Below are 24,391 nucleotides of genomic sequence, written 5' to 3'. Positions count from 1 at the left end.
CCGGCGCTCGCGCGCATGGCGGGCGGCGGGCGCGCTGGCGCGCAGACCGGCGCTCGCAGGCGGGCGCGCAGGCCCGCACGGCACGCACGCGGCCGTGAAGCGCCGCACACGCTAGCGGCCGCGTCGCTTGCCCCGAAGCCCGCATCGCCCACAGCCCACACCGCCCAACGGCCGCGCCGAAGCGCGGACTTTCTCAAGGAAGCACCGCCATGGAAACCAACATCCTTACGGAAGAGCTGTACGCCTCGTACAAATCGCTGCTGTTTTCGCTGGCCTATCGCATGCTCGGAAGCGTCATGGATGCGGAGGACCTCGTCCACGAGGCGTTCCTCTCGCTTCAGGGCACGGAGCCGGGCCATGTCGCCAACGTGAAGGCGTACTTGTGCAAAACGGTCACGAACCGCTGCATCGACCGGCTGCGTTCGTCGCAAAAGCAGCGCGAGCGCTACGTCGGCCCGTGGCTGCCGGAGCCGCTCGTCGCCGAGTGGCCGGAAGCCGGCGGCGCCGCGGGCGGAGCGGCCGGCGGCATCGGCATCGACCCGTACCAAGCCTATACCCGGCGCGAAGCGGTGTCGACGGCCTATCTGCTGCTCCTGCAGCAGCTCTCGTGGACGGAGCGCGCGGTGTTCCTGCTCCGCGAGGTGCTGCAGTACGAGTACGACGAGATCGCCGGCATCGTCGGCAAGAGCGCCGCGAACTGCCGGCAGATCTTCCACCGCGCACGGCGCGCCATTCATCCCGAGGACGAAGCGAAGGCGCCGGGCCAGGCCCTGCCCGGCCATCAGGCGCTCGTCGAGCAGTTCGCGGCAGCGCTGGCGAGCGGCGATGTCGGCAGGCTGCTGAACGTGCTGTCGCGCGACGCGGCCCTCCTGTCCGACGGCGGCGGCAAGGTGCACGCGGCCGTCCGGCCGATCGTCGGCGCGGCGCGCGTCGCCGGCTTCCTCGAAGGGGTGCTGCGGAAGCTGGGGCCTGGCCATACCGCCAAGCCCGCCCTCGTCGGCGGCGAGCTTGGCCTCGTCACGTATACGGCGGAGGGCGTCGTGTCCGGCGTCGCGTCGTTCCGCGTCGAGCAGGACCGGATCGCGGAGATCTATATTCTCGTCAATCCCGATAAGCTCGCGCGGGTTCGTTAAGCCGCCTGGCCAGCGGCCGGACGCGTCCCCCCGGGCGCAAAAAACTCCGTCCCGCGAAAGGGGACGGAGTGACGCGCATCGTTTTTTGGTATACTGACGAAAGTCGCTGCCGTTCGCCGCGCGGGCGTGCGGCAGGCAAGGAGGTGCTTTGCGGCCATGCAGCTTAACAAAGGCGAGATCCTGTTCCGCCAAGGGGAAACCGGTCCCCTCTTCCATCTGCGCAGCGGCCTGCTCAAAATCATGCGCATCCACGCGGACGGCACGCCGTTCCTCGTCAACATCATCACGCCGGGCGAAATCATTCCCCATCATTCGCTCATCAGCCCGAATCCGTACTTCGGCACGGCCGTCGCGCTCATGCCGTCGGAGGCGGAGGTCATCTCCGCGCCGGACTGGTACCGGCAGCTGGAGCACGAGCCCGAGCGCTGCCGGGAGATCGCCCTGCTGCTGCAGGACAGGCTGCGCATGATGCAGCAGCGCATCGACCAGCTGACGCAGGTGGCGCCCGCCGACAAGCTCCGCAAGCTGCAGGCGTGGTTCCGCCTCTATATCGAGCCGGCTTCCCTGACGGAGGTGCTGACGCAGGACGAGATCGGCCAGCTGATCGGCCTGCGCCGGGAAACCGTCAACCGGCTGCTCCGGGCGCAGCGGGCGGAAGCGTAACGCACCGCGGGCGTGCCGTTGCATCGGCGCTCCCGCGGCGGAGCGGCCGCCTTCCGGCTGGTACTCTTTACAGCGGTACGCCTTCCGGCCGGTCCGTCTTCCGGCCGGCACCCGCAGCCTGCCAAGCGGATGCTTCCGCCGCCTGGCCTTAGTCCAGCGCGCCCGCCGGACCGAAGAATTCGAAATGAATGTCCCCCGGCGCGACGCCCCATTCCTTCAGCGCCAGGTTCACCGTCCGCATGAACGGCGCCGGGCCGCAGAAGTAGAAGCCGGCGTCGGTCGTCCCCGCGGTTTGCCGCAGGAATGCCAGATCGAGATACCCTTCTTTATGGAATGCCCCCGCCTCCCGGTCTTTATCCGTCGGCGTCCCGTAGACCCAGTGCGCCGAGAAGGCCGGGTGCTCGCCCACGATTCGCTCGACCTCGCCTCGCAGCGCGTGCATGCCGCCGTGCCGGGCCGCATGGATGAACGTCACCTTGCGCTCCGGCTGCGTCTCCGCCAGCGCGCGCAGCATGCTGACCATCGGCGTCAGGCCGACGCCGCCGCTGATGAGCACGACCGGGCGCGTGTCGCGCCGGTCGAGCGTGAAGTCGCCCGCGGGTGCCGACAGCGGCAGCACGTCGCCTTCCCGAATCTCCTCGTGTAAGTACACCGATAAGCGGCCGGCCGGCAGCTCCGGCACCGTGTTCTCCCGCTTCACCGATATCCGGTAATACCCCGCCCCCGGCGAGCCCGACAAGCTGTACTGGCGGATGTGCGTCCGGTCCTCGCCCGGAATGTCCAGCTTCACGCTGATGTATTGGCCGGGCTCGAACGATGCGATCGGGCCGCCGTCCGCCGGCACGAGATAGAAGGACGTGATGACCTCGCTCTCGCGCTCCTTCCGCGACACCTTGAACGGCCGGAAGCCTTCCCAGCCGCCCGGCTGCGTCTCCGCCTGCTTGTACATATCCGCCTCGACGCCGATGAACGCGCTCGCGATCATGCCGTACGCCTCCGCCCAAGCGCCGAGGATGTCGTCCGTCGCGGCGTCGCCGAGCACTTCTTTGATCGCGCCGAGCAGGTGCTCGCCGACGATCGGGTAATGCTCCGGCTTGACGCCGAGGCTGCGGTGCTTGTGCGCGATGCCCTTCACGACCGGCAAAATCGACTCCAGCTTATCGATGTGGGCGGCCGCCGCGTAGACCGCGTTCGCGAGCGCCGTCTGCTGCCGGCCCTGCTTCTGGTTGGCATGGTTGAAAATATTCAGCAGCTCCGGATGAGCCTCGAACAGCCGCTGGTAGAAGCGCTTCGTAATCGCCGTGCCGTGCACCTCCAGCACCGGTACCGTCGATTTGATGATGTCGATCGTCTCTTGCTTCAGCATGTTGCATCCCCGCTTTCGTGTGGCTTTGTGTTCATGGTTTCAGTATACGGCCGCGAGGAGCTCCGCCTTGTGATTGCGATCACAGCGTTTGAGAAAAAAGTGTGTCGGTATGGAACCGGTCCTCCCCTCCGCTTTCCGCCGGACGCGCGATTTTTGCCTATTTATAAAGATCGCGAGCGCCATGGGCGACGTCATGCAGGACGCCGAGCGGACCTCGCGGCTCGCGCGCGACCAGCCCGCCAGCTCGCAGGAGCCGACGTCCTTCGTGCGGGTGATCGAGACGATCACGCAGGAGCTCGAGAGCATCCGCTAGCGGGCAGGCGGCTCGGTCCGACGCCCGGCGGCCACCGGTGGCTCGAGCCGCGCCCGGCTGCGAAAGCCGACACCTGGCGGCCAACGCCGGCGGGGCCGCGGCCCGCATGGCGGCGCGGACGGACGTCCTTTTCACGCCGCCTCGCGTTATGCTATAGTAGGAGCAACCGAATACCCGTTTTATTCGCTAGGGGAGTCTGACGACTGAGACGCGGAGCCGAAACCGCGGACCCTTGGAACCTGATCTGGGTAATGCCAGCGTAGGGAAGTGAATGGAATTCCAACACGACGACGCGTTTGGCGTTCGTTTCGCGGACCCGCCCATTCCTTCCCGGAGGAATCGGCGGGTTTTTTCGTATGCGCCCGAAAGGAGAATGTCCGCATGACGACCGTACTATCGCTGCGCGAGGTTTCGTTCGGCTATGGCGCCGGAGCAGGCGGCCGGCTGTTCGCGGGCTTGTCGATGCACGTGGCGGAAGGCGAGTTCGTCTCCGTCGTCGGCGCGAGCGGCTCGGGCAAGAGCACGCTCTTCAAGCTGATCGCCGGCCTCCTCGAGCCGGCCTCCGGCGACATCGCGCTGTACGGGGAACGCGCCGCCCGCCGGCTCGGCCGCGTCGGCTACATGCCGCAGCGGGACTTGCTGCTCCCGTGGCGCACCGTGATGGACAACTGCCTGCTGCCGCTCGAGCTGGCGCCGCGGGGACGCGCGAAGGACGGCGCCGCCGAGGTCCGGCGGCTGCTCGCGCGCTTCGGCCTGGAGGGGCGGGAGCGGGCCTACCCCGACGAGCTGTCCGGCGGCATGCGGCAGCGGGTCGCGCTGCTGCGCACGGTCCTGACGGGGCGGCCGCTGCTGCTGCTCGACGAGCCGTTCGGCGCGCTCGACGCCATGACCAAGCGGGAGCTGCACCGCTGGCTGCTCGGGCTCTGGGGCGGCCTCGACAAGAGCGTCCTATTCATCACGCACGACCTCGAGGAGGCGCTCCTGCTGAGCGACCGCGTCTATCTGATGCCCGCGGCCGGCAGCGGGGAAGGCTTGCGGGAGCTGCGCCCCTGCCTGCCGCGGCCGCGGGACGCAAGCCTCAAATACGAGCCGGGCTTCGTGAAGCTCCGGCGGGAATTGGAGCAGCTGCTGGATGAACAGACGACGACCGTTCCGTGACCCGCTGTCCGCGCTGCTGGAGCGGTACGGCCTGTTCGCGCTCCTGCTGCTCGCGCTGCTCGGCGGCTGGGAGTGCGCCGTGCGGCTCGGCTGGGTGCCGTTCTTCATCCTGCCGGCCCCGACCGCGATCGCCGGCGCGCTCGGCCGGGATGCCGGCCCGCTGCTCGGCCGCCATCTGGCCGCCACGGCGTCGGAGGCCGCGCTCGGCTTCCTGCTCTCGGTCGCCGGAGGCGTGCTGCTCGCGGCGCTGATGCGCCAATACACCTGGCTGAACAAGGCGCTGTACCCGTTCATCGTCGTCAGCCAGACGATTCCGCTCATCGCGCTCTCCCCCGTGTTCATCCTGTGGTTCGGGTACGCGGTTTGGAGCAAGGTCGCGGTCGTGTTCCTAACCGCATTCTTCCCGATCGTCGTCGGTACCTACGACGGGCTCGGCCGGGGCGACGCCGGCTACCGCGAGCTGCTGCTGACGATGGGCGCGGGCCGCTGGGCGATCTTCCGCAAGGTGCAGGCGCCGCTCGCGCTGCCGTCGTTCTTCTCCGCCCTCAAGCTGTCCGTCGTCTACAGCGTCGTCGGCGCGACGATCGGCGAATGGCTCGGCGGCACCGAAGGGCTCGGCTATTTCAGCCGCCGCATGTCCGGCGGCCTGCAGACGGACGCCATGTTCGCGGCGGTCTTCCTGCTGTCGGCGCTCGGCGTCGCGTTCTTCCTCGCCGTCTCGCTGCTCGAAACCATCCTGCTTCGCAAAAGAAAGAGGGATTCCTCATGAAAAAGCCATCGTTATTCGTATTCCCGATGCTTATCGCCGCGGCGCTGCTCGCGCTTGGCGGCTGCGGCTCGACGCCGGGCGGCGGCGCGAACGCCGGCAGCGGCACGGCCGCCGATACCGGCGAGGGCGCCAATGCCCCGGGCGGCAGCCAGACGCCGCCGCAAAAAATCTCGCTCATGCTGGACTGGTACCCCAACGCGGTCCATTCGTTCCTGTACGCCGCCGAGGCGCAGGGGTATTTCGCGAAAGCCGGACTCGACGTCGACATCCGCATGCCCGCCGAGACCAACGACGCCCTGAAGCTCGTCGCCGCCGGCAAGGTCGACCTCGCGCTCACGTACCAGCCGCAGGTGCTGATGGCCCGCGGGGAGCGCATTCCCGTGAAAGCGATCGCCGCGGTCGTGCGCCATCCGCTCAACCATCTGATGGTGCCGGCGGGCAGCGGCGTCCGGTCGCCGAAGGACCTCGCCGGCAAGACGATCGGCTTCTCGTCCATCCCCCTCTACGAGGCGATGGCGCGCACCATGATCGAAGCGGACGGCGGCGATCCGGATGCCGCGAAGCTGATCGACGTCGGCTACGATCTAATCCCGGCGGTATCCACGAGCAAGGTCGACGCCATCATCGGCGGCTTCATCAATCACGAACAGCTGATCCTAGACAAAGACGGCCATCCCGTTAACTCGATCGATCCCGCCGCGTACGGCGTGCCGGACTATTACGAGCTCGTGCTGGCCGCGAGCGACGACGGTCTGAAGGCGAAGCAGGACCTGTTCACGAAGTTCGTGCAGGCCGCGGCCGAGGGGCAGCGCTACGTGGAGGCGCATCCGGACGACGCGCTGAAGATGCTGCTCGAGCACGAAGACGGCGGCTCCCCGCTCGACCCGTCCATCGAGGCGAAGAGCCTGGTCATTCTGCTGCCGCTCATGACGGACAAGGACGCACCCTTCGGCGCGCAGGATCCCGCATCCTGGGACCGCGTGAACGACTGGCTCGCGGATCACGACCTGCTCGGCGCGGACGTCAAGGCCGCGGACGCATTCGTCAATCTGACCGGCTAACGGCTCGATCGGCAAGCTAAATGACCTTACCGGCCCGGAGGAACCCCGATGTCGGACCGGCGAACACGAAAGCTTAGAGGAGGAATGACGATGACGACCATTACCAAAGCGCTCACGATCGCCGGCTCGGACAGCGGCGGCGGCGCGGGCATTCAGGCCGACCTGAAGACGTTTCAGGAGCTCGGCGTCTACGGCATGTCCGCGCTGACGGCGGTGACGGCGCAAAACACGCTCGGCGTTCAAGGCGTTTATCCGCTCGAGCCCGCGGCCGTCGCCGCGCAGCTGGACGCGATCGGCGCCGATTTGCCCCCGGACGCGGTCAAGACGGGGATGCTGTTCAGCTCCGCGATCATCGGCACCGTCGCGGACAAGGCGCGCGAATACGGCTGGCGGAATCTCGTCATCGACCCCGTCATGGTCGCCAAGGGCGGCTCGCGGCTGCTGCTCCGGGAAGCGGTCGACGCGCTCGTGACGCGGCTGATGCCGCTCGCGCTCGTGACGACGCCGAATATTCCCGAGGCCGAGATGCTGACCGGCCTGCGGATCACGAACGTGCAGGAGCGCGAAATCGCCGCGAAGACGATCGTGGAGATGGGCTCGCGCTACGCGCTGATCAAGGGCGGCCACAGCGCGCCGGACGAGCCGATGATCGACCTGCTGTACGACGGCCGGACGTACCGCTATCTGGAGAGCAAGCGGATCGACACCCGCCACACGCACGGAACGGGCTGCACGTATTCCGCCGCGCTGACGGCCGCGCTCGCCCAAGGCTTCGCGGTCGAAGAGGCGATGGAGACAGCGAAGGCGTTCATCCAGGCGGCGATCGAGGACGAGCTCGGGTTCGGGGCGGGCCATGGGCCGACGAACCATTTTGCCTACGGGCGGCGGCTGCGGAGTGGCTTGCATAGCCGGTAGCGTTCGCCGCCCTGCGGAGGAGGTGGCTCGCCGCTCGCTAGGCGTGTGACTCGTCCCGGGCAGCGCGAATTGCCCGGCCGGGACGGAACCGGCGTAGGCGGAGGCCGTCGCCGGGCCCGGCGGAGCTGGCGGCCGGGTGCCTCGCGAGTCGGCCGGCGCGCGCGCCGCGGGCCGGACGCACGCTCGCGCCGTCGCCTGCGGAAGGCGCCGCGCAGGCCCGGCGGAGCTGGCGGCCGGGTGCCTCGCGAATCGGCCGGCGCGCGCGCCGCGGGCCGGGCACGATTCGCGGGCAGCGCTCGCGCTCACGCCGTCGCCCGTCCACCCATCTCCCGCTCATCGCCCATACTAGCTTCACGATCAACCCCCTTATCGCCGGCAGGCAGTCGAGGGGGTTTAATGCTTTGAAAGCAACATTTGTGCACCGGGGACCTCGTCTTCCCCGCGCTGAGCGGACAGGAGATCCGTTATGCCGTCGTTTTAGGCCCCTTCCGCCATTTGGCGGACACAGGAGCCGCTATTTGCCTCCGAAGGGGGCATAAGCCGGTCCATTCAGGCCAATAGCGGAACGTGTGGCCGCCAAATTCGCAAAACGGCCAAAGCCTAACAAATAGCTGCTCTCCTGGCCGACAATTCCAGTGCTTATCGCCGAAACTTCCATGGGGATCCGGCTCTCCGGATGCCTTGGCTGAACTCCTCTGCACCTAAAACACCCGCTCGCCCGCCTCCTCGGTGCATAAAAATCCTCCCGGCCGCATGAATTGCCCTCACGGAGCAAACGTCGGGAGTGGGGCTGACCCGTCGAAGATAGAGCCAGCGTCAAGATTCGGGCTCGCCTTTTTGGGAGTGAAGCAGCGTCAAGAGTGAAACTGGCCATCGAGAGCTGAACTAGAGAGTAAAGCTGGCCGGTGCGAGTGGAGCTAGCGTCGAGTGTGACTCTGGCCGTTCTCAGAGGAGCAAACCTCGGGAGTGGAGCTGTCCATCGGGAGTGGAGCTAGCCGTCGAGAATGGAGCCAGCGTCAAGATTTGGACTCGACTTTTGGGAGTGAAGCTAGCGTGAAGAGTGGAGCTTGGCCGGTGTGAGTGGAGCTAGCGTCAGGAGTAAGGATGGCCGTTGTCAGTGGAGCTAACGTCGGGAGTGAGAGCTTGGCCGTCGAGAGTGAGGCTAGCCGTCGAGAGTGGTGCTAGCGTCGCGAGTGACGCTCTCCATTGTCAGTGGAGCTAGCATCAAGAGTACCAGCCAGCCGTCAAGAGCAGCGCTAGCCGCCAGTGGCGTCGAGCGACGGAACAGGGTGAGAAAGCGAAGGGGAGTACGGCGAGCAGGGTAGCAGGAGAGCGGACATGCGGGTAGAAGCCGAGACGGTCGTCGTGGGAGCCCCCTGGAGTTCGCCGATGTCGAGTCCTGCGGCGATTAGCCGCGGTCCGGCCCTACACCGCCCGCCCCTGCGCGCAATGCGGCCGCAGCCCGCACGCGCCGCACTTCGGCGCGGCGCCGCAAATGGCGCCGTAATCGGCGGCGCAGTACAGCCACATCAGATTGTCGAGGTAGGTCAGGTTCACGCCCGCCTCGGCCGCGAGCCTGCCCAAAATCGCGACCGCTTTGTCCTCCGACGGATAGCCGTCGTGCAGCCGGAGCCGCGCATCGCTGACGATGCGCCGGATATGGAGATCCGGCTTAATCGCCTTCACGCCGACATGCCGGAGATACTCCAGCGCGAGCGTGAAGCCCACGCCCCGGAGCTTGTACCGCTTCCCTTGCCCCAGCTCGCGCGCGACCGCCTCCGGCGGACCGCTCAGCACGAACCGGTCCAAGCTGCCGTAATCCGCCGCGATCCGCTCCAGCGTCGCGAGGTTCGCGTCCAGATCGGCCATCTGCCTGGCGATCGCGCGGTTGCCGCATTTGATCGCCTTGACGCACTCGGCGAGCCGGCTTTTGTCCGCCGCCTTCAGCCGCTCGGCCTCGTACCCGCCGAAAATCTCCGCGAGCCGCGCTTCGTTCCGCGCGATCGGTCCCCATGGCCGCTGATTGCTCAGCAGCGCGAGCAGCATGCCCCGGATATGCTCGCCGAACGAGAACGCTTCGCCGCGTTCCCGCCGAACCGACTGGCGCACTTGCCCGAGCTCGTCGATCGCCCCGGCCAAGTCGAAGCCCCGCGCGCGCAGCGTCTCCTCCATCAACGCGATCAGCTGCCGTGCCGTTATCACCGTCCACGCCTCCTCCGTTCAACGCTCAATTCGGCCTTCCCGCAACCGGGCGCCCCCCCGCCGCGTACAAGGGAAGAAACCAAAAAAAGAGCGGGTGCCCTTCCCTATGACCATATCGACGATTAAAAAACTCAATAATCCCAGCATCCTCTTCTTCGCCGCCCTGACCGCCGTAACCTTTGCAATCGCGCTGCTGTCCCACTCGTATTTCACCGATCGCGCCTTCTATCTGAACCAGGACCGGTACACGCTGCAGCGTCTTCAGGGCGACCTGGCCACGTACCGCGGCGGTTCGGCCGGTCCCGTCGACGTTCGCGTCATAAGCAACCTCGAGCGCTCGGTGCGGATCGGAACGGACGACTACCTCATCGCGAAAACCTCCGCGCCCGCGCTTCCGGCAGCTTACAGCGTCTCGTACCCGAACGGTCACCGGTACAGCGTGCAGGACACCAACGGCATTCTCCTCAGCTACGACGCGAAAGGCGAGTTCGTCGTGGAAATCGCGGCCTACTCTGGCGGCGTTCGCATCGACGAGCCGACCGAAACCTATCTTCCCGCATCGCTCGTCGCCGCCGCTTATCCGGAATATCACCGCACGCCGGGCCGCCCCGGTTTTCTCTTCCTAGCCTTGGCCTTCATGATCTTCGGCTGGTGCTCCTTCCGCTACGAACGGTTCCAGACGCTCCTGTTCCGCCTGTCGCCAAGTCAGCTCCTGTACGACAATCCCGAGCCGAGCGACTTCTATTATTTCATGAGCAAAGTCGGGGGCATCGCCGTCATGGTCGGATCGATCTGGGTCGCCTGCCAAGCGTTCGTCTCCGGTTGAGGTCCTGCGATCGAATTCGGCTTGGCGCTTCCTGCCCCTACTTCATCATCTGTTTCACCAGTTCGCGGTTGCGCTCCTTGAACCGGTCGTTATGCGACGATACCATGGCGAATTTGTCGGCGCCCGGCTGGATGAACTGCTTCGCCTTGTTCACCGCGTTGGCCGCGTCCTGGAACGCCCCGGCGATGAGATGCAGCTTGCCGTCGTGCATCAGGATGTCGCCCGCGGCGTACAGTCCCGGCACGGACGATTCGCTCATGACGGTGCCCGATACGTAGAAATCCTCGAGCATCTCGATGTTCAGGTCGCTCGCCTGCAGCAGCGTCGACTCCCGTTCGTAGCCGTGGTTGATGACGATCTCGTCGGCTTCCACCGTTACGACTTCGCCCGTCTCGTGGTTCGTCAATTCCACGCGTTCGATCGTCTCGCGGTCCGCGCTCGCGATCAGCTTCGTGATCGAGGAATGGAAGACGCATTCGGCGGAGCTCCGCAGCAGCTGCTGCACCTGCGCTTCGTGGCCGGTCAGTGAGCCCTTGCGGTACACGACGATGACCTGCTTCGCGATCGGCTCCAGCTCGTTCGCCCAGTCGACGGCGGAATTGCCGCCGCCCGATACGACAACGGTCTTGCCCTTGAACCGGCGCAGCGACTTGACCGTGTAATGCAGATTGCTCACCTCGAACCGCTCCGCGCCTTCGATCTGCAGCTTGGTCGGCTTCAGAATGCCGCTGCCGACGGCGACGATAACTGTCCTCGAGTAGTGAACGGTTCCGGAAGCCGCGCGCAGCTCGAACAAGCCCGTATCCCCGCGCCCGATCGCCTCGACCTTCTCGTTCAGCACCACCTCGGGGCCGAAGGTCAGCCCCTGCTCGACCAGCTGCTCGATCAGCTTCGCGCCGGGCGTAGGCGTCAAACCGCCGACGTCCCATATCATTTTCTCCGGGTAGACATGCACCTTGCCGCCGAGCTGCGGCTGAAATTCGATGATTTTCGTTTTCATTTCCCGCAGTCCGCTATAGAAAGCCGAGTACAGCCCCGCCGGGCCGCCCCCGATGATGGTCACGTCGTATACGTCCGCCGCGTTCATAGAAGATCGCTCCTTCGCCATGGCATTTCGTTGATAATGATTCTCAATAAGTATAAATATACACGGCTGCGGGCTTTTTTACAAGATGATATTGACAATCATTCTCACTGAACGTATCTTTGGTTATGGCAGTGTTGATAATCGTTATCACTGATATACCATTTTATTCCAAAGGGGTTCTCGTCTCATGAAAAAAGCGTTTCTTCCGATTTTCGCCGTTCTCCTTCTGCTCCTAAGCGCCTGCGGCAACGCTAATAACGCCGCGAACACCGGCGCCGGCAACGCAGCGGGAGGCAATGCCGCTCCCGCGAACAACGCCGCTTCGAACGGCGCTTCGAATGCCGACCCAACGGCCGGCAACGCCGCGGCGAACAACGCGGCTTCGTCCGACGCGCCGGCCTCCGGCACGATCACGTACCAATCCCAGTCCGGCCCCGTCGAAGTGCCTGCCAATCCGCAGCGCGTCATCGTCCTGTCCTCCTACGCGGGCGACCTCATCTCGCTCGGCGTCCACATCGTCGGCGCCGATTCCTGGTCGATGAAGAATCCCCGGTTCGCCGATGCGCTGAAGGACGCGAAGGAAGTGTCCGACGAGGACCTGGAGAAAATCATTGAGCTCAATCCCGACCTGATCATCGGCCTCGATAACGTCAAGAACCTCGACAAGCTCAAGGAAATCGCCCCGACGGTCGTCTACACGTACGGCAAAGTCGACTACCTGACCCAGCACCTCGAGATCGGCAAGGCGGTCAACAAGGAGAAGGAAGCGCAGGCGTGGGTCGACGATTTCAAGACGCGCGCGGCAGAGACCGGCAAAGAAATCAAAGCCAAAATCGGCGAGAACGCGACCGTGTCCGTCATCGAAAGCTTCGACAAGCAGCTCTACGTCTACGGCAACAACTGGGGCCGCGGCACGGAAGTGCTGTACCAGGCGATGGGCCTGAAGATGCCGCAGAAGGTCATCGACTCGGCGCTGAAGCCCGGCTACTTCGCGCTGTCGGCGGAAGTGCTGCCGCAATACGCCGGCGATTACGTCATCCTGAGCAAGTTCGGCGATGCCGACGGCTCGTTCCAAGACACCGCCACGTACAAAAACATTCCAGCCGTGAAGAACGGCCGCGTCTTCGAGGTGAACGCGGACGCGTTCTACTTCAACGACGCCGACACGCTCGACTACCAGCTGGACTTCTTCAAGAAGAGCTTCCTGGGACAATAAGGCGATGGCTGGCGACTCGACCCGCACCGTCCCCTTCGCCTTCAAGCTCGCCGCGGGCTTGCTGCTCTTCGTCTTGACGTTCTTCGTCGCCATGACGCTCGGCGCCGCCCACACGACGCCGAAGGAAGTGTGGCTCGCGCTCATGACCGACCGGCCCGGCGAGAACCTCTCGGTGCTCCGCGAGATCCGGCTGCCGCGCGAAATCGCGGCGATCTTCATCGGGGCGGCGCTCGCGGTGTCCGGCTCGGTCATGCAGGGCATGACGCGCAACCCGCTCGCCGATCCCGGCCTGCTCGGGCTGACGGCCGGCGCCAACGCGGCGCTGGCCTTCACCCTTGCGCTCGTCCCGTCGGCCAATTATTTCTGGATCACCATCGCCTGCTTCATCGGCGCCGCGGCCGGTTCCCTGCTCGTGGCCGGCATCGGCGCCGCCAAGAAGGGCGGCTTCTCCCCGCTGCGCATCGTGCTGGCGGGTTCCGCCGTTTCGGCGTTCCTGTACGCGCTGGCGGACGGCGTCGGCCTGGCGTTCAAGATCTCAAAAGACGTCTCCATGTGGACGGCCGGCGGCATCATCGGCACGTCCTGGGAGCAGCTGCAGGTCATCATTCCGTTCGTCTCGGCCGGCGTGCTGACCGCCATGATGTTGTCGCGGCAGCTCACGATCCTGAGCCTGAGCGAGGACGTCGCCGTCGGCCTCGGCCAGCGGACCGGCGCCGTGAAGGCGGCGCTGTTCGTCGTGACCGTGCTGCTCGCCGGCGCTTCCGTAGCGCTGGTCGGCAACCTGACGTTCCTCGGGCTCATGATCCCGCATATCGTGCGCGGCGTCGTCGGCACGGATTATCGCTTCGTCGTGCCGATGTCGGCCGTGTCGGGAGCGACGTTCATGCTGCTCGCGGACACGCTCGCCCGGACGATCAACGCGCCGTACGAGACGCCGCTCGCCGCGATCGTCGCGATCGCGGGGCTGCCCTTCTTCCTGTACATCATGCGGAGAGGGGGCAAGACCATCCGATGATTCGGCCCGCAATCGTTCGCAAGCAGCGCATGATCCTGCTCGTCTTGTTCGCACTCATTGTCCTGACCGTCTTCCTCGGCATGGGGCTCGGCTACGCCAAGCTCCCGTACGGCCGCCTGCTGCCGACCCTGTTCGGGCACGGCAATTTCAGGGAGCACTTCATCCTGTACGAAGTCCGTCTGCCGCGCATCGTCATCACGCTCTTGTCGGGCATGGCGCTGGCGCTCGCCGGCTCCATCCTGCAGAGCGTGACGCGCAACGACCTGGCCGATCCCGGCATCATCGGCATCAATTCCGGCGCGGGCGTCGGCGTCGCCTTCTTCTTCCTGTTCATGCCGCTCGAGGCGGACACGTTCGCGTACGTGCTGCCGATGGCCGCGTTCGGCGGGGCGCTCTTGACGTCGGCGCTGATTTATCTGTTCGCATACAAGCGGCATGCCGGCCTCCAGCCCGTCCGGTTCGTCCTGACCGGCGTCGGCTTCTCCATGGCGCTCTCGGGCATCATGATCGTGCTGATCTCGTCCGCCGACCGGCAGAAGGTCGACTTCATCTCGAAATGGCTGGCCGGCAACGTCTGGGGCACGGACTGGCCGTTCGTCTGGGCGCTGCTGCCGTGGCTCGCCGCGCTCGTGCCGTTCGTGCTCTACAAGGCGAACAAGCTGAACCTGCTGGCGCTCGACGAATCCGTCGCGATCGGCGTCGGCGTCGCCCTGGCGCGGGAGCGGCTCGTGCTGCTGCTCGCGGCGGTCGCGCTGGCGGCCGCCGCCGTATCCGTCACCGGCGGCATCGCCTTCGTCGGCCTGATGGCGCCGCACATGGCGAAGGCGCTGGTCGGCCCGCGCAACCAGCTGTTCATGCCCGTCGCGATCCTGATCGGCGGCTGGCTGCTCGTGCTCGCCGACACGATCGGCCGCAACGTCGGCACCGCGGACGGCGTGCCCGCGGGCATCGTGGTCGCGCTGATCGGCGCGCCCTACTTCATCTATCTCCTGATGAAGAAAATCTAGAAGCGCCGGCGGCGGACAGCCCGTCCGAGCCTGCCGTTTCTCCTAGATCCACAAGCGCTTCGTTCCCCCGGGACGAGGCGCTTGTGCCGTTGAACGGACGCTTTCCGCCCGGTGCGCGCCACTAGACAAATAGGAAAGTTTTCCATATGCTAGAGAGACTTTCCAGAAGGGTGGACCGATCTCTTCATGCAAGGGTCATCGTTTTATCTCGTTGTCGTCCTGATCGCGGCGCTTATTCTCTGGCGCAGAACGCGCGCGATGTACCGTCCTATCAAGGGCAACGGCATCCGCCTGCTGCTGCCGGCCGTCTACGTGGCGGTCCTCAGCGTCCCCGTAGCGTCCGGACCGAACGTGAACGCGGTGCCGTGGGAATTCCTCGTCGCGTTCCTGATCGGCGCCGCGCTGGCGGTGCCCCTCATCTGGACCACGAATTACGAGCTTCGCGCGGACGGTCAGATCTATGCCGTCAAGAACCGCAGCTTCATCGTCGCGTTCCTCGCGATCTTCGTCGTCCGCTTCCTGCTCCGGGATTATTTCGCCTTCATCGGGCCGGATACGGAAGCCGCGCTATTCGTCGTCGTGGCCGCCGGCTACGCGGTGCCGTGGCGGATCGTCTCGTACGCGAAATTTCGCAGACTCCTCGCGAAGCGAGCGGCGGCGATGCCGGCTCCGGGCGCGCCGCAGGGGTTCGCCGACGGCGGCCCGCAGGCCGGCGTGGAAGAGTGAGCGTGGAAGACGCAAAAAGACACCGTTCGGCGGCAATGTCATTAAGATCGTTTAACTTAATGACATTGCGTTCGGCGGTGTCTTTTTTGCGCGCTGTCCCGCGCTGCGGCCGCGTTCATTAATAATGAACGCGGGCATCGTTTTTTTCAATTATACAACGTCCCCGCCCCGGCGTTACAATAGGGGCGACTCGCGAGCCGGCAGTGCTCGGCATCGCCATTCGAAGGAGGAAGACCCATGGAACTGAAGGATCGGACGGCCGTCGTCACGGGCGGCGGCACGGGAATCGGCCGGGCGGTCAGCCTGCTCTTGGCCCGCAAAGGCGCGAACGTCGTCGTCAACTATTCGCGCTCGCAGGAAGAAGCGGAGGACGTCGTACGGGCAATCCGGGACGAGGGCGGCCGGGCGATCGCCGCCCAGGCCGACGTGGCCCGGGACGACGAGGTGCGGGCCATGATCGGGCGCGCGGCCGAGACGTTCGGCGGCGTGCAGCTGCTCGTCAACAACGCCGGCTTCACGCATCATATCCCGCTGCACGACCTGGACGCGGTCACGGACGAGATCTGGGATTCGCTGCTCGACGTGAACGTGAAGGGCATGTTCCGCTGCGCCCGCGCGGCCGCGCCGTGGATGAAGCAGGCCGGCCAAGGCGCGATCGTCAACGTCGGCAGCTTCGCGGGGAACACGGGGCTCGGCTCCTCGCTCCCCTACGCCGTCTCCAAGGCGGCGGTGCATGGCCTCACGAAATCGCTGGCGCGCGCCCTGTCGCCGGATATCCGCGTGAACGCGGTCGTGCCCGGCGCCGTGGCGACGCGCTGGTGGACGGGCCGCGAGGCGCAGATGCAGCGGCTGGCCCCGAACCTGCTGCTGCAGCGCATCGCGGCGCCGGAGGACGTCGCGCAGCTCATCTGCGCCGCGCTCGAGCAGGAAGCGATGACGGGCCAGCTGATCACGGTGGACAGCGGGCAGACGCTGTAGCGGCGCTCCGCGGTCCGCCCGGCGCCCGAGCCCGGCCCCCAAGGGGCTCATCGGACCGGCGCGCCGGCCTCCAGGCGCCGGATCAGCGCGTCCAGCTTCACGTCCGCCAGCGATTCCAGCCGCAGGTCCACGCTGCCGAAGGCCAGCCCGCGCGTGACGTCGTTCGGCACCGTGACGCAGTACATGCCGGCCGCCTTGGCCGCCTTCGCGCCGTTCGGCGAATCCTCGAACGCGACCGCCTCGTGCGGCTCGATCCCGAATTCGCGGATGACCTGCAGGTACAGCTCGGGATCGGGCTTCGCCCGGACCACGTCGTCGCGCACCCGGATGCATTCGAAGTACGGCGCCACGTTCAGCCGGCCGAGATGGCCCGACACCCAGGCCCGGGTCGCGCTCGACGCCAGCCCGACGCGGAGGCCGAGCCTCCCGGCGTCCTTCAGATAGTCCTCCACGCCGGGACGGATCGTTTCCGCCGCGAGCAGCGCCTCGAACTTCTCCCGGTGCCGCGCGCGCAGCAGCTCCCGGTCGACGGTCCGCCCCAGGCACGCTTCCAAATGCCCATACGGATCAAACCCGCTGTCGTGCGTGCCCACGCATTGCCCCCAGACGGCCAGCTCCAGCTCGTGCCCGTGCTCCTCAAATATCTCCCGGTACGCCCGATACTCCGGCGCCTCGGTATCGTAGATCAGTCCGTCGAAATCGAAAACGATCGCTTTAATCACGCCACCACTCCTCCTCAGATGTCACTTGCTCCTCTGAGGAGTTCTCGATTGGAGGGTCGCATCCCTGCTAGGGTCGCCGGACAAGCGCCGCCCGTCCTCATGCGCCCGTCCTCGCGCGCCCGCCCTCGCCCGGCCGCTCCCGCGCCGCGCTCACTTCCCCCGCGCGCTTCGCGGCTTGAGGGCGGGCTGCTCGGCCGCCGGCGCGCTCTCGCCGCCGTCCAGCGGCAGCCGCACCTCGAAGCAGGTGCGCACGACGTCGCTCTGCGCCTCGATCGTGCCGCCGTGCTGCTCCACAATATTGCGGACGATGAACAGGCCGAGCCCGGTGCCGCCGCCTTGATGGGTCCGCGCCTGATCGCCGGTATAGAACATCTCGAACAGGTGCGGCAGCTGCTCCGGCGGGATAGAATCGCCGTAATTGGCCACCTGCACGATGGCCTCGCCGCCTTCCTCGAAGCAGACGACGTCGATGTAATGCCCGTCCGCCCCGTAGCGCACGGCGTTCGTCAGCAGGTTCTCGAACACCCGCGCCAGCAGCTCGCCGTCGCCGAAGAGCCGGACGTTCGGCGCGATGTCCGGGCGCACGGTCAGCTCCTTGCTCTCGAACAGCGGATACAGCTCCTCGTTCAGCTGCACGAGCAGCTCGCTCAGGTCCAGGTCGGCCCGGTGCAGCGGTGACATGCCGTGGTTCATCCGGGTCACCTCGAACAGCTCGTCGATCAGCTTCTCGAGCCGCTTGGACTTGGTGAACGCGATGCGCGTGTAATGCGCGGCCTGCTCCTTGGACAGCTCTTCGTCCCGGAGGATGAAGTCCAGGTAGCCGAGCACCGACGTCAGCGGCGTGCGGAGGTCGTGCGCCAGGTTCAGCACGAGCTGGTTCTTGCTGCTCTCCGCGAAGTCCCCCCGCTCCACCGCCCGCTGCAGGTTCTCGCCCGCGAGGTTGATGTCCTCGGCGATCTGCCCGAACTCGTCTTTCGCATGGATGACGACGCGGCTGCCGAAATCCCCGGCCGCCAGGCGGTGGATGCCCCCCGAAATCGCCTTGAAGTACGCCGCGTACGGCTTCGTGAACAGGTAGAAGAATAAGATCGTCAGCGGAATCATGAGCAGCATGGCGAACTTGAAGTCGCCGATGCCGTTCGCGATGATATGCCGCAGCTGGAACAGCGGATCATCGGCGTACCGCGTATCGGCCATGTAATACGACTCCACCGCCTTGTACGCCAGGAAGAGCGCGAGCCCCGCGAGCAGCATGCTGAGCACGAGGAACAGGATCATTCGGACGCGGAAGCTGATGCCGGGCTTACCCATTGAACGTGTACCCCACGCCCCAGACGGTCTTGATCCACTTGTTCTTGTCGTCGCCGAGCTTCTTGCGCAGGGTGCGGATATGCACCATGACGGTATTGCCGCTCTCGTAGTATGCCTCGCCCCAGACGCTCTGGAACAGATGCTCCGCGCTGAACACCTTCTTCGGATGGCTCGCGAGCAGGTACAGGATGTCGAATTCCTTCGGGGTCAGCTCGACGGGATTGCCGAACTGCGTCACCGTATGCCGGCCGGGATCGATGACGAGGCCGCCGGACTCCAGCACGGGCGCGGCGTTCCCCCCCGTCTGCTGATTGAACTGCAGCGCCCTTCGCATCTGGGCGTTCACGCGCGCGACCAGCTCCATCGGGTTGAACGGCTTCGTCATGTAATCGTCGGCGCCGATGACGAGCCCCGTGATTTTGTCAAGGTCGCTCGTCTTCGCGCTGAGGAAGATGATCGGCATCGCGGAAGTCTCCCGGATCTGCCGCGTCACCTCGTAGCCGTCCATGCCCGGCATCATGATATCGAGAATCGCCAGGTCGACCGTCTGCGACTGCACGGCCTGCACGGCCTCGTGGCCCGAGGCCGCCTTGATGCAGCGGTAGCCCTCCCTCGCCAGATGCAGCTCGACCAGATCGGCGATTTCCGCCTCGTCGTCCGCGATCAATATCGTCATGCGCTTCATCCTTTATTCCAGCTCCCGTAGGGGCAAGCTTGAAGCTTGCCGTTTTCTTTTTAGTTTACTCCATCGGGCGGGGTTATAGGAAATGCCCCGGGGCCGAAGGACAAATTTCGCTAAGCTGGAAATCGATTCAAGGCGGATTTTGAAATCTCGCGGCGAATGCGCGTATGTTATAATTACGTCCGAATAGAGACGGCGCGTCCGCCGCGGGAAGGAGCACCTCGATGAAGCGACGCATCCTCGCGCGCAAATCCAAGTCCTTGAGACGAAGTCTGGTCATTTACCTGGTCATCGGCAGCCTGCTGCCGCTCGCCGCGCTCGGCGCCATGACGTACTACTCCATCTACTCGATCCTGACGAACAAGATCCAAAGCGGCATCAGCGCCAGCCTGAACCAGGAAGCGGCCACGCTGGAGAATACGATCAACAACCTCGACTTCGCCTCCAAGCAGTTCGCGCTGGACGGGCAGATCGTCGACGAGGTCGGCAAGTTCCTCCAGGAGAAGCAGGTGTACAAGAAATCGCAGCTCATGGCAAGCATCAACCAGAAGATCAACCTCGTCAACTTCACCAATCCGGTCCTCGGCGTAACCGCTTACGTGGAACCGGGACTGGACGATCCGGTGCTGTTCACGAACTTCAGCCTGAGCCGCGATTTCGGCACGGACAAGCTGCCGCCCTTCATGACCTATAACGGCGCGTCGTACTTCGGCCCGCACAAGACGATGTACAGCTCGAGCAACAACTTCGTCTTCTCGTCGCTGCGGGTGGTGCGCGTGCCCGGCGCCAAGAACGTGTACATCTATCTGGAGACCAACTACAACCTGTTCGCCAAAATCCTGAGCGAGCGTTCGTACGGCATGAAGGTGACGCATCTGCTCGTCAACGAACACGGCGACATGACGTATGTCGAAAACAAAGACATGCCCCGGGAAGCGCTCGACGTCTCCTGGACCGCGGACGACGCGCCGCACAAGGTCAGCGGCGGCTACCACCTGTTCCGCTACCAGAGTCCGCAGGGCTGGCAGCTGATTACCGCCGTGAAGCAGTCGACGTTCAACAGCGAGATCTATTCGTGGCTGTACAAGCTGTTCTTCGTCGCGCTCGCGACGCTCGTGTTCTCCGTCCTGCTCGCGCTGTTCATCTGGAAGCAGGTGTACCGGCCGCTTCGGAAGGTCAACTCCGAGATCGTGCGGATGGCGGAGAACATCGAAGCCCCGGTCGCGTATACGCGCGTCGAGGAGTTCGACCTGCTGCTCGGCAACTTCCAGGACATGAAGACGAAGATCAACGGGCTGCTGACCGAGGTGGAGCATAACGAGCAGCAGAAGAGCCGGCTGGAGATCGAGAAGCTGCTCAGCCAGATCAACCCGCACTTCCTGCACAACACGCTGAACACCGTCCAATGGCTCGCCCGGATGAACGGGCAGAAGGAAATCGACAAGCTCGTCACCCTGCTCGTCAAGGTGCTGCACTACAACCTCGGGAAGAAGAGCATCATCGTGACGATCCAGGACGAGATCGACGCCCTGCAAAACTACATGGAGCTTCAGCGCATCCGCTACGACTACGAGTTCGAATACGCGGTCGACGTCGACGAGACGGTCCTCGGGGCGGCGATCCCCCGCTTCCTGCTCCAGCCGCTCGTGGAGAACGCGATCTATCACGGCACGGGCGAGCGCCAGGGCCGGGTCGCGATCACGATCCGGGCGCTGGAGGGGAGCCGCGTCTCGCTCGTGGTGGCCGACAACGGCGACGGCATCGACCCCGAGACGGCGCGGCGCCTCCTCCAGGAGGATCCCGGCGCCGCCAAGCGCGGCCTCGGCATCGGGCTGTCCTACGTCAACCGGCTGCTGAAGCAGTTTTACGGGGACCGGATGTCCATCGACATTAACGGCGTTCCCCATGAAGGCACGACGATTACGATTATCATTCCGCGCAAAGCGAAGGAGGAGTTCGATGATTAGGGCAATGGTTGTGGATGACGAGAAGCTCGTGCGCAAAGGGTTCATATCGGTCATCGACTGGGCGTCCTTCGGCATCGTGATCGCCCAGGAGGCCGCCGACGGCCGGGCGGCGCTGGAGCTGCTCGAGAAGCAGGAGGTCGATCTGCTGTTCACGGACCTCACCATGCCGGGCATGGACGGCTTCGAGCTGCTCGCCCAAGTCCGGACGCGCTATCCCCGGATGAAGTCCGTCGTGCTGACGTGCCACCACGAATTCGACTACGTGCAGGAGGCCATGCGGCTCGGCGCGATCGACTACATCGTGAAGACGGTGCTCGACATGGACAACGTCGACGACGTCATGAACCGGATCGTCGACCGCGTCCGCTGGGAAGCGAGCAGCCGCGCGGCGTACGCTCCCGGCGCGGGCGCGGACCGCGACCGGTTCACCTCCGGCGAGGCGCTGGCGTTCGTCCCGCTCGACGCGGATGCCGATCCCGCCGAGCTGCTCCGCCTGCCGTTCGCCCAGCGCCACGCGATGCACGAGCTGGCCGGCGGCATCCGGATGGCGCAGCTCGCCCCGCCCGGCTGGACGCCCGAGCTGAAGCGCGAGCTCGAGGGCCTGCCTGCCGCCCGGTGGCGCACGGCGCTCGTGGCCGGCCTGGAGGACCGGCCGCTGGCGGACGTGAAGCGCGCGCTCGGCGAGCGGCTCGCCCGCCATCTCTTCTACGCGCCCGAGCCGGCGGACGGCCGCCCGGCCGAGATCCCGTACGAGGCGCTCGCCAAGGCGAGACCGGACGCGGACGCCGGGCTCGACGCCGCCTTCGACGGGTGGCTCGCCGTCAAGTGGGCGCTCGGCGCGGGCGAATGGGACGCGTTCGAGCGGGCGCTGACGGATCTGCGCCCGGCGCCGGAACGGCTGGACGCGTTCGCCCGGGCGCTCGAGCAGGAATGGGCGGGCGTGCTGCTCGACGCGGAAGCGCTTCGCCGGCTGAACGCCGACCGCGCGCCGCGCCAGGCTTGGGCGCCGTGGCGGGACTGGTTCCGGCTCTTCGCCGACCTGGCGCAGCGCCGGATGCTCGAGCTCTCGCTGTCGCGGGAAGTGATGGCGAGCCTGATCCAGGCCGTCCGCTACATGCGCCGGCACGCGGGCGACAAGATCAACCAGGCCGACGTCGCCCTGCACATCAACATGAGCCGCAGCTATTTCAGCCAGTGCTTCACCCGCTTCGCCGGCCAGTCCTTCGGCGAGACGCTCCGCGGCATGCGAATCGAGCGCGCCAAGACGCTGCTCCTGGCATCCGACGCGCCCGTCTACGAGATCGCCTCCCTCGCCGGCTTCGAGGACGACAAGTATTTCAGCCGCGTATTCAAGGAGCGCGTGGGCCTGCTGCCGACGGAATACCGGAGCCAAAGGGGGAAAACGGTCGGCAGCCGGTAGGAAAACGGTTCGCCAACTGCGAACGGCCCGGCCGCATCTGCGGCCCGTTTTCCCTCCGGCCGCACGCACCCGATCGGGTAAGATGAAAGCGTAAACACGAATTAAACACAAACGGGGTGTTTCTTTATGAAAGCGAAGCTTCTGCTCACGGCGATGGCCATGTCCCTCGTCTTGTCCGCCTGCGGCGACAATGGCGGCAACAGCGGCAATGCCGGCAATGCGAACAGCGGCAGCCAGGCTCCCGGCAACGACGGACAAGCGGCGAACGCGGGCAACGAGGCGACGGGCGACGACCTGGCCTACGGCAAGTCGGCCGAGCCGGTCACGCTCAGCATCGGATTCAAGATTCCCGACGACAAGCTGAAGAACGGCGACACGAACGAGAACAATATCGTCTCCCGCTACTTCGAAAGCCTGACGAACATCAAGGTCGTCCACGCTTGGGAAGCCAAAGGCGACGATGCCTTCAAACAGAAGGTCAACCTGGCGATCGCGAGCAACGACCTGCCGGACGCCATGGTCGTCGATCGCAACCAGCTCCGCAAGCTGATCGACAACGACATGCTCGAAGATTTGACGGACACGTACGAGAAATACGGCTCCCAGCTGGTCAAAGACCTGTACGCCTCCACGAACGGCATGGCGCTCGCGGACGCGACGTCGGACGACAAGCTCTACGGCCTGCCGAACGTGGCGATCGAAGCCGATGCCCCGTCGCTCCTGTGGGTGCGCCAAGACTGGCTGGATAAGCTGAAGCTGCCGGCGCCGAAGACGATGGACGACGTCGAGAAGATCGCCAAGGCGTTCGTCGAGCAGGATCCCGACGGCAACGGCAAGGCGGACACGGTCGGCCTCGAGGGCGACAAGTCGGTCGTCTATGGCCAGAAGCCGAATCCGAACGGCTTCGACGCGATCTTCGGCGCGTTCCACGCGTTCCCGAAGAACTGGATCAAGGACGCGAGCGGCAACGTCGTGTACGGCTCGACGACGCCGGAGAACAAAGAAGCGCTCGCGAAGCTGGCCGACTGGTACAAGAACGGCCTGATCGACAAGCAGTTCGCGCTCTACAAGGAGACGCAGGAGCCGATCGTGGCGAACAAGACCGGCCTGTTCTTCGGCCCGTGGTGGATGCCGTATTGGCCGCTCGCCGACTCCGTCACGAACGACACCAAGGCGGAATGGAACGCGTACGCCGCGCCTCTGGACGCGGGCGGCAAGTTCACGACGCACATGGCGCCGGTCACGGACCGCTACATCGTTGTCCGCAAGGGCTACGAGCATCCGGAAGCGGCAATCAAGATGCTGAACGTCTTCACCCGCTACGAGCGCAGACAGGACCCGAACACCGAGGAAACGAAGAAGCTGGACGATTACGCGGCCGATACCGGCGTGCACATCCGGAACTTCTATCCGTTCGACCTGCTGCTCGACTACTCCGACGCCGTTGTCAAGCGGTATAACGACGTACAGAAAGCCATCAAGGGCGAAGTCGACCCGTCGACGTTCGATCCCGACACGAAGCTGGTCTACGACTTCACGATGGCCGAGAAGGAAAATCCGAAGAAGAACATGGATGCCTGGAAGCCGGCCAAGGCATACGAGATCGGCGGCGCGGTCCTCGCGACCCAGCCGATGGAGAAAGTGTACGGCGTCTTCTACGGCATGACCCGCACCATGGAGACGAAGTGGGCGACGCTCGAGAAGCTCGAGAGCGAGACGTTCCTTAAGATCATCGTCGGCGATCTGCCGGTCAGCGCCTTCGACGACTTCGTGGCGCAGTGGAAGAAGCTCGGCGGCGACCAGATCACGAAGGAAGTCACGGAGATCGTAAACGACAAGTAAGACGCCTTAACG

22 protein-coding genes and 1 riboswitch are annotated in these 24,391 nt (G+C 65.3%); of the genes, 16 read left to right on the top strand and 6 right to left on the bottom strand.

What is annotated here, in order from left to right; translation table 11 throughout:
* Positions 1–209 precede the first annotated feature (209 nt).
* Together sigJ and ACFPB1_RS13175 are read left to right on the top strand one after the other, a co-directional pair.
* Positions 210–1,133 (top strand): RNA polymerase sigma factor SigJ, encoded by a 924-nt coding sequence (gene sigJ, locus ACFPB1_RS13180; RefSeq protein ID WP_379225896.1) that lies wholly within the window; start codon positions 210–212, stop codon positions 1,131–1,133.
* A gap of 156 nt (positions 1,134–1,289) precedes the next feature.
* Entirely contained in the window at positions 1,290–1,796 is a 507-nt protein-coding gene (locus ACFPB1_RS13175) for a Crp/Fnr family transcriptional regulator (RefSeq protein WP_379225894.1), read from the top strand.
* Between the two features lie 148 nt (positions 1,797–1,944).
* On the opposite strand, the gene hmpA is transcribed toward ACFPB1_RS13175, so the two are convergent.
* Positions 1,945–3,162, bottom strand: a complete 1,218-nt coding sequence (gene hmpA / locus ACFPB1_RS13170) for an NO-inducible flavohemoprotein (protein ID WP_379225889.1) — start codon at positions 3,160–3,162, stop codon at positions 1,945–1,947.
* A gap of 109 nt (positions 3,163–3,271) precedes the next feature.
* On the opposite strand from hmpA, the gene ACFPB1_RS13165 reads away from it, so the two are divergent.
* From ACFPB1_RS13165 to thiD, 5 genes are all read left to right on the top strand, one after another.
* Positions 3,272–3,475 (top strand): hypothetical protein, encoded by a 204-nt coding sequence (locus ACFPB1_RS13165; protein ID WP_379225887.1) that lies wholly within the window; start codon positions 3,272–3,274, stop codon positions 3,473–3,475.
* Between the two features lie 178 nt (positions 3,476–3,653).
* Positions 3,654–3,758, top strand: a riboswitch (TPP riboswitch).
* 98 nt (positions 3,759–3,856) lie between these two features.
* Entirely contained in the window at positions 3,857–4,633 is a 777-nt protein-coding gene (locus ACFPB1_RS13160) for an ABC transporter ATP-binding protein (protein WP_379225885.1), read from the top strand.
* The gene (locus tag ACFPB1_RS13155; protein ID WP_379225883.1) at positions 4,608–5,402 is read left to right on the top strand and encodes an ABC transporter permease; all 795 of its coding nucleotides are present in this window, start codon (positions 4,608–4,610) and stop codon (positions 5,400–5,402) included. The genes ACFPB1_RS13160 and ACFPB1_RS13155 overlap by 26 nt, the downstream gene beginning before the upstream one ends.
* Positions 5,399–6,463: an ABC transporter substrate-binding protein gene (locus ACFPB1_RS13150; protein ID WP_379225881.1), complete on the top strand. Its 1,065-nt coding sequence runs from the start codon at positions 5,399–5,401 to the stop codon at positions 6,461–6,463. Before ACFPB1_RS13155 ends, ACFPB1_RS13150 begins: the two co-directional genes overlap by 4 nt.
* A gap of 90 nt (positions 6,464–6,553) precedes the next feature.
* Positions 6,554–7,378, top strand: coding sequence for a bifunctional hydroxymethylpyrimidine kinase/phosphomethylpyrimidine kinase (thiD, locus tag ACFPB1_RS13145; protein ID WP_379225879.1), 825 nt, complete (start codon positions 6,554–6,556; stop codon positions 7,376–7,378).
* 1,425 nt (positions 7,379–8,803) lie between these two features.
* Here thiD and ACFPB1_RS13140 read toward each other — a convergent pair.
* Positions 8,804–9,580 (bottom strand): hypothetical protein, encoded by a 777-nt coding sequence (locus ACFPB1_RS13140; protein WP_379225877.1) that lies wholly within the window; start codon positions 9,578–9,580, stop codon positions 8,804–8,806.
* A 106-nt stretch (positions 9,581–9,686) separates the two neighbouring features.
* Here ACFPB1_RS13140 and ACFPB1_RS13135 point away from each other — a divergent pair, with 106 nt between their 5' ends.
* Positions 9,687–10,406, top strand: coding sequence for a hypothetical protein (locus ACFPB1_RS13135; protein WP_379225875.1), 720 nt, complete (start codon positions 9,687–9,689; stop codon positions 10,404–10,406).
* Positions 10,407–10,443: 37 nt separating this feature from the next.
* Here the strand turns inward: ACFPB1_RS13135 and ACFPB1_RS13130 are convergent, their stop codons facing one another.
* The gene (locus ACFPB1_RS13130; protein WP_379225873.1) at positions 10,444–11,493 is read right to left on the bottom strand and encodes an NAD(P)/FAD-dependent oxidoreductase; all 1,050 of its coding nucleotides are present in this window, start codon (positions 11,491–11,493) and stop codon (positions 10,444–10,446) included.
* Positions 11,494–11,680: 187 nt separating this feature from the next.
* On the opposite strand from ACFPB1_RS13130, the gene ACFPB1_RS13125 reads away from it, so the two are divergent.
* The 5 genes from ACFPB1_RS13125 to ACFPB1_RS13105 all read left to right on the top strand — a co-directional run bounded on the left by ACFPB1_RS13125 (position 11,681) and on the right by ACFPB1_RS13105 (position 16,435).
* A complete protein-coding gene (locus ACFPB1_RS13125) occupies positions 11,681–12,709 on the top strand; it encodes an iron-hydroxamate ABC transporter substrate-binding protein (RefSeq protein ID WP_379225871.1) in 1,029 nt (342 codons plus the stop codon).
* Between the two features lie 4 nt (positions 12,710–12,713).
* Positions 12,714–13,724, top strand: coding sequence for a FecCD family ABC transporter permease (locus tag ACFPB1_RS13120; RefSeq protein WP_379225869.1), 1,011 nt, complete (start codon positions 12,714–12,716; stop codon positions 13,722–13,724).
* Positions 13,721–14,731: a FecCD family ABC transporter permease gene (locus ACFPB1_RS13115; RefSeq protein ID WP_379225867.1), complete on the top strand. Its 1,011-nt coding sequence runs from the start codon at positions 13,721–13,723 to the stop codon at positions 14,729–14,731. The genes ACFPB1_RS13120 and ACFPB1_RS13115 overlap by 4 nt, the downstream gene beginning before the upstream one ends.
* Positions 14,732–14,917: 186 nt before the next feature.
* Complete coding sequence (locus ACFPB1_RS13110; protein WP_379225865.1) at positions 14,918–15,457, top strand: cytochrome c biogenesis protein CcdC; 540 nt, start codon at positions 14,918–14,920, stop codon at positions 15,455–15,457.
* A gap of 237 nt (positions 15,458–15,694) precedes the next feature.
* Positions 15,695–16,435: an SDR family NAD(P)-dependent oxidoreductase gene (locus ACFPB1_RS13105; protein ID WP_379225863.1), complete on the top strand. Its 741-nt coding sequence runs from the start codon at positions 15,695–15,697 to the stop codon at positions 16,433–16,435.
* Between the two features lie 47 nt (positions 16,436–16,482).
* Here the strand turns inward: ACFPB1_RS13105 and ACFPB1_RS13100 are convergent, their stop codons facing one another.
* From ACFPB1_RS13100 to ACFPB1_RS13090, 3 genes are all read right to left on the bottom strand, one after another.
* Entirely contained in the window at positions 16,483–17,157 is a 675-nt protein-coding gene (locus ACFPB1_RS13100; RefSeq protein WP_379225861.1) for an HAD family hydrolase, read from the bottom strand.
* Positions 17,158–17,307: 150 nt separating this feature from the next.
* Entirely contained in the window at positions 17,308–18,468 is a 1,161-nt protein-coding gene (locus ACFPB1_RS13095) for a sensor histidine kinase (protein ID WP_379225859.1), read from the bottom strand.
* Positions 18,461–19,153, bottom strand: a complete 693-nt coding sequence (locus ACFPB1_RS13090) for a response regulator transcription factor (protein ID WP_379225857.1) — start codon at positions 19,151–19,153, stop codon at positions 18,461–18,463. The genes ACFPB1_RS13095 and ACFPB1_RS13090 overlap by 8 nt, the downstream gene beginning before the upstream one ends.
* Positions 19,154–19,374: 221 nt before the next feature.
* On the opposite strand from ACFPB1_RS13090, the gene ACFPB1_RS13085 reads away from it, so the two are divergent.
* From ACFPB1_RS13085 to ACFPB1_RS13075, 3 genes are all read left to right on the top strand, one after another.
* Positions 19,375–21,117, top strand: coding sequence for a sensor histidine kinase (locus tag ACFPB1_RS13085; RefSeq protein ID WP_379225854.1), 1,743 nt, complete (start codon positions 19,375–19,377; stop codon positions 21,115–21,117).
* Entirely contained in the window at positions 21,110–22,537 is a 1,428-nt protein-coding gene (locus tag ACFPB1_RS13080) for a response regulator (protein ID WP_379225852.1), read from the top strand. The genes ACFPB1_RS13085 and ACFPB1_RS13080 overlap by 8 nt, the downstream gene beginning before the upstream one ends.
* 126 nt (positions 22,538–22,663) lie before the next feature.
* On the top strand, positions 22,664–24,379 hold the full coding sequence (locus ACFPB1_RS13075; protein ID WP_379225850.1) for an extracellular solute-binding protein: 1,716 nt from the start codon (positions 22,664–22,666) through the stop codon (positions 24,377–24,379).
* Positions 24,380–24,391 lie beyond the last annotated feature (12 nt).

It is taken from the genome of Paenibacillus sp. GCM10023250 (assembly GCF_042653205.1).
In the GTDB taxonomy this organism is placed as follows: domain Bacteria; phylum Bacillota; class Bacilli; order Paenibacillales; family Paenibacillaceae; genus Paenibacillus_Z.
The sequence above is the reverse complement of the archived record's forward strand: the minus strand, read 5'-3'. Positions and strand labels throughout refer to the sequence as shown.

Bases quoted from the DNA above. Each gene is read 5' to 3' on its own strand.
- ACFPB1_RS13110 (WP_379225865.1), top strand. From the start codon at position 14,918: ATGCAAGGGTCATCGTTTTATCTCGTTGTCGTCCTGATCGCGGCGCTT.
- ACFPB1_RS13075 (WP_379225850.1), top strand. From the start codon at position 22,664: ATGAAAGCGAAGCTTCTGCTCACGGCGATGGCCATGTCCCTCGTCTTG.
- ACFPB1_RS13115 (WP_379225867.1), top strand. From the start codon at position 13,721: ATGATTCGGCCCGCAATCGTTCGCAAGCAGCGCATGATCCTGCTCGTC.
- ACFPB1_RS13165 (WP_379225887.1), top strand. From the start codon at position 3,272: ATGGAACCGGTCCTCCCCTCCGCTTTCCGCCGGACGCGCGATTTTTGC.
- ACFPB1_RS13095 (WP_379225859.1), bottom strand. From the start codon at position 18,468: ATGGGTAAGCCCGGCATCAGCTTCCGCGTCCGAATGATCCTGTTCCTC.
- ACFPB1_RS13135 (WP_379225875.1), top strand. From the start codon at position 9,687: ATGACCATATCGACGATTAAAAAACTCAATAATCCCAGCATCCTCTTC.
- ACFPB1_RS13130 (WP_379225873.1), bottom strand. From the start codon at position 11,493: ATGAACGCGGCGGACGTATACGACGTGACCATCATCGGGGGCGGCCCG.
- ACFPB1_RS13080 (WP_379225852.1), top strand. From the start codon at position 21,110: ATGATTAGGGCAATGGTTGTGGATGACGAGAAGCTCGTGCGCAAAGGG.
- ACFPB1_RS13105 (WP_379225863.1), top strand. From the start codon at position 15,695: ATGGAACTGAAGGATCGGACGGCCGTCGTCACGGGCGGCGGCACGGGA.
- ACFPB1_RS13085 (WP_379225854.1), top strand. From the start codon at position 19,375: ATGAAGCGACGCATCCTCGCGCGCAAATCCAAGTCCTTGAGACGAAGT.
- hmpA (WP_379225889.1), bottom strand. From the start codon at position 3,162: ATGCTGAAGCAAGAGACGATCGACATCATCAAATCGACGGTACCGGTG.
- sigJ (WP_379225896.1), top strand. From the start codon at position 210: ATGGAAACCAACATCCTTACGGAAGAGCTGTACGCCTCGTACAAATCG.
- ACFPB1_RS13125 (WP_379225871.1), top strand. From the start codon at position 11,681: ATGAAAAAAGCGTTTCTTCCGATTTTCGCCGTTCTCCTTCTGCTCCTA.
- ACFPB1_RS13155 (WP_379225883.1), top strand. From the start codon at position 4,608: ATGAACAGACGACGACCGTTCCGTGACCCGCTGTCCGCGCTGCTGGAG.
- ACFPB1_RS13090 (WP_379225857.1), bottom strand. From the start codon at position 19,153: ATGAAGCGCATGACGATATTGATCGCGGACGACGAGGCGGAAATCGCC.
- ACFPB1_RS13150 (WP_379225881.1), top strand. From the start codon at position 5,399: ATGAAAAAGCCATCGTTATTCGTATTCCCGATGCTTATCGCCGCGGCG.
- thiD (WP_379225879.1), top strand. From the start codon at position 6,554: ATGACGACCATTACCAAAGCGCTCACGATCGCCGGCTCGGACAGCGGC.
- ACFPB1_RS13175 (WP_379225894.1), top strand. From the start codon at position 1,290: ATGCAGCTTAACAAAGGCGAGATCCTGTTCCGCCAAGGGGAAACCGGT.
- ACFPB1_RS13120 (WP_379225869.1), top strand. From the start codon at position 12,714: ATGGCTGGCGACTCGACCCGCACCGTCCCCTTCGCCTTCAAGCTCGCC.
- ACFPB1_RS13160 (WP_379225885.1), top strand. From the start codon at position 3,857: ATGACGACCGTACTATCGCTGCGCGAGGTTTCGTTCGGCTATGGCGCC.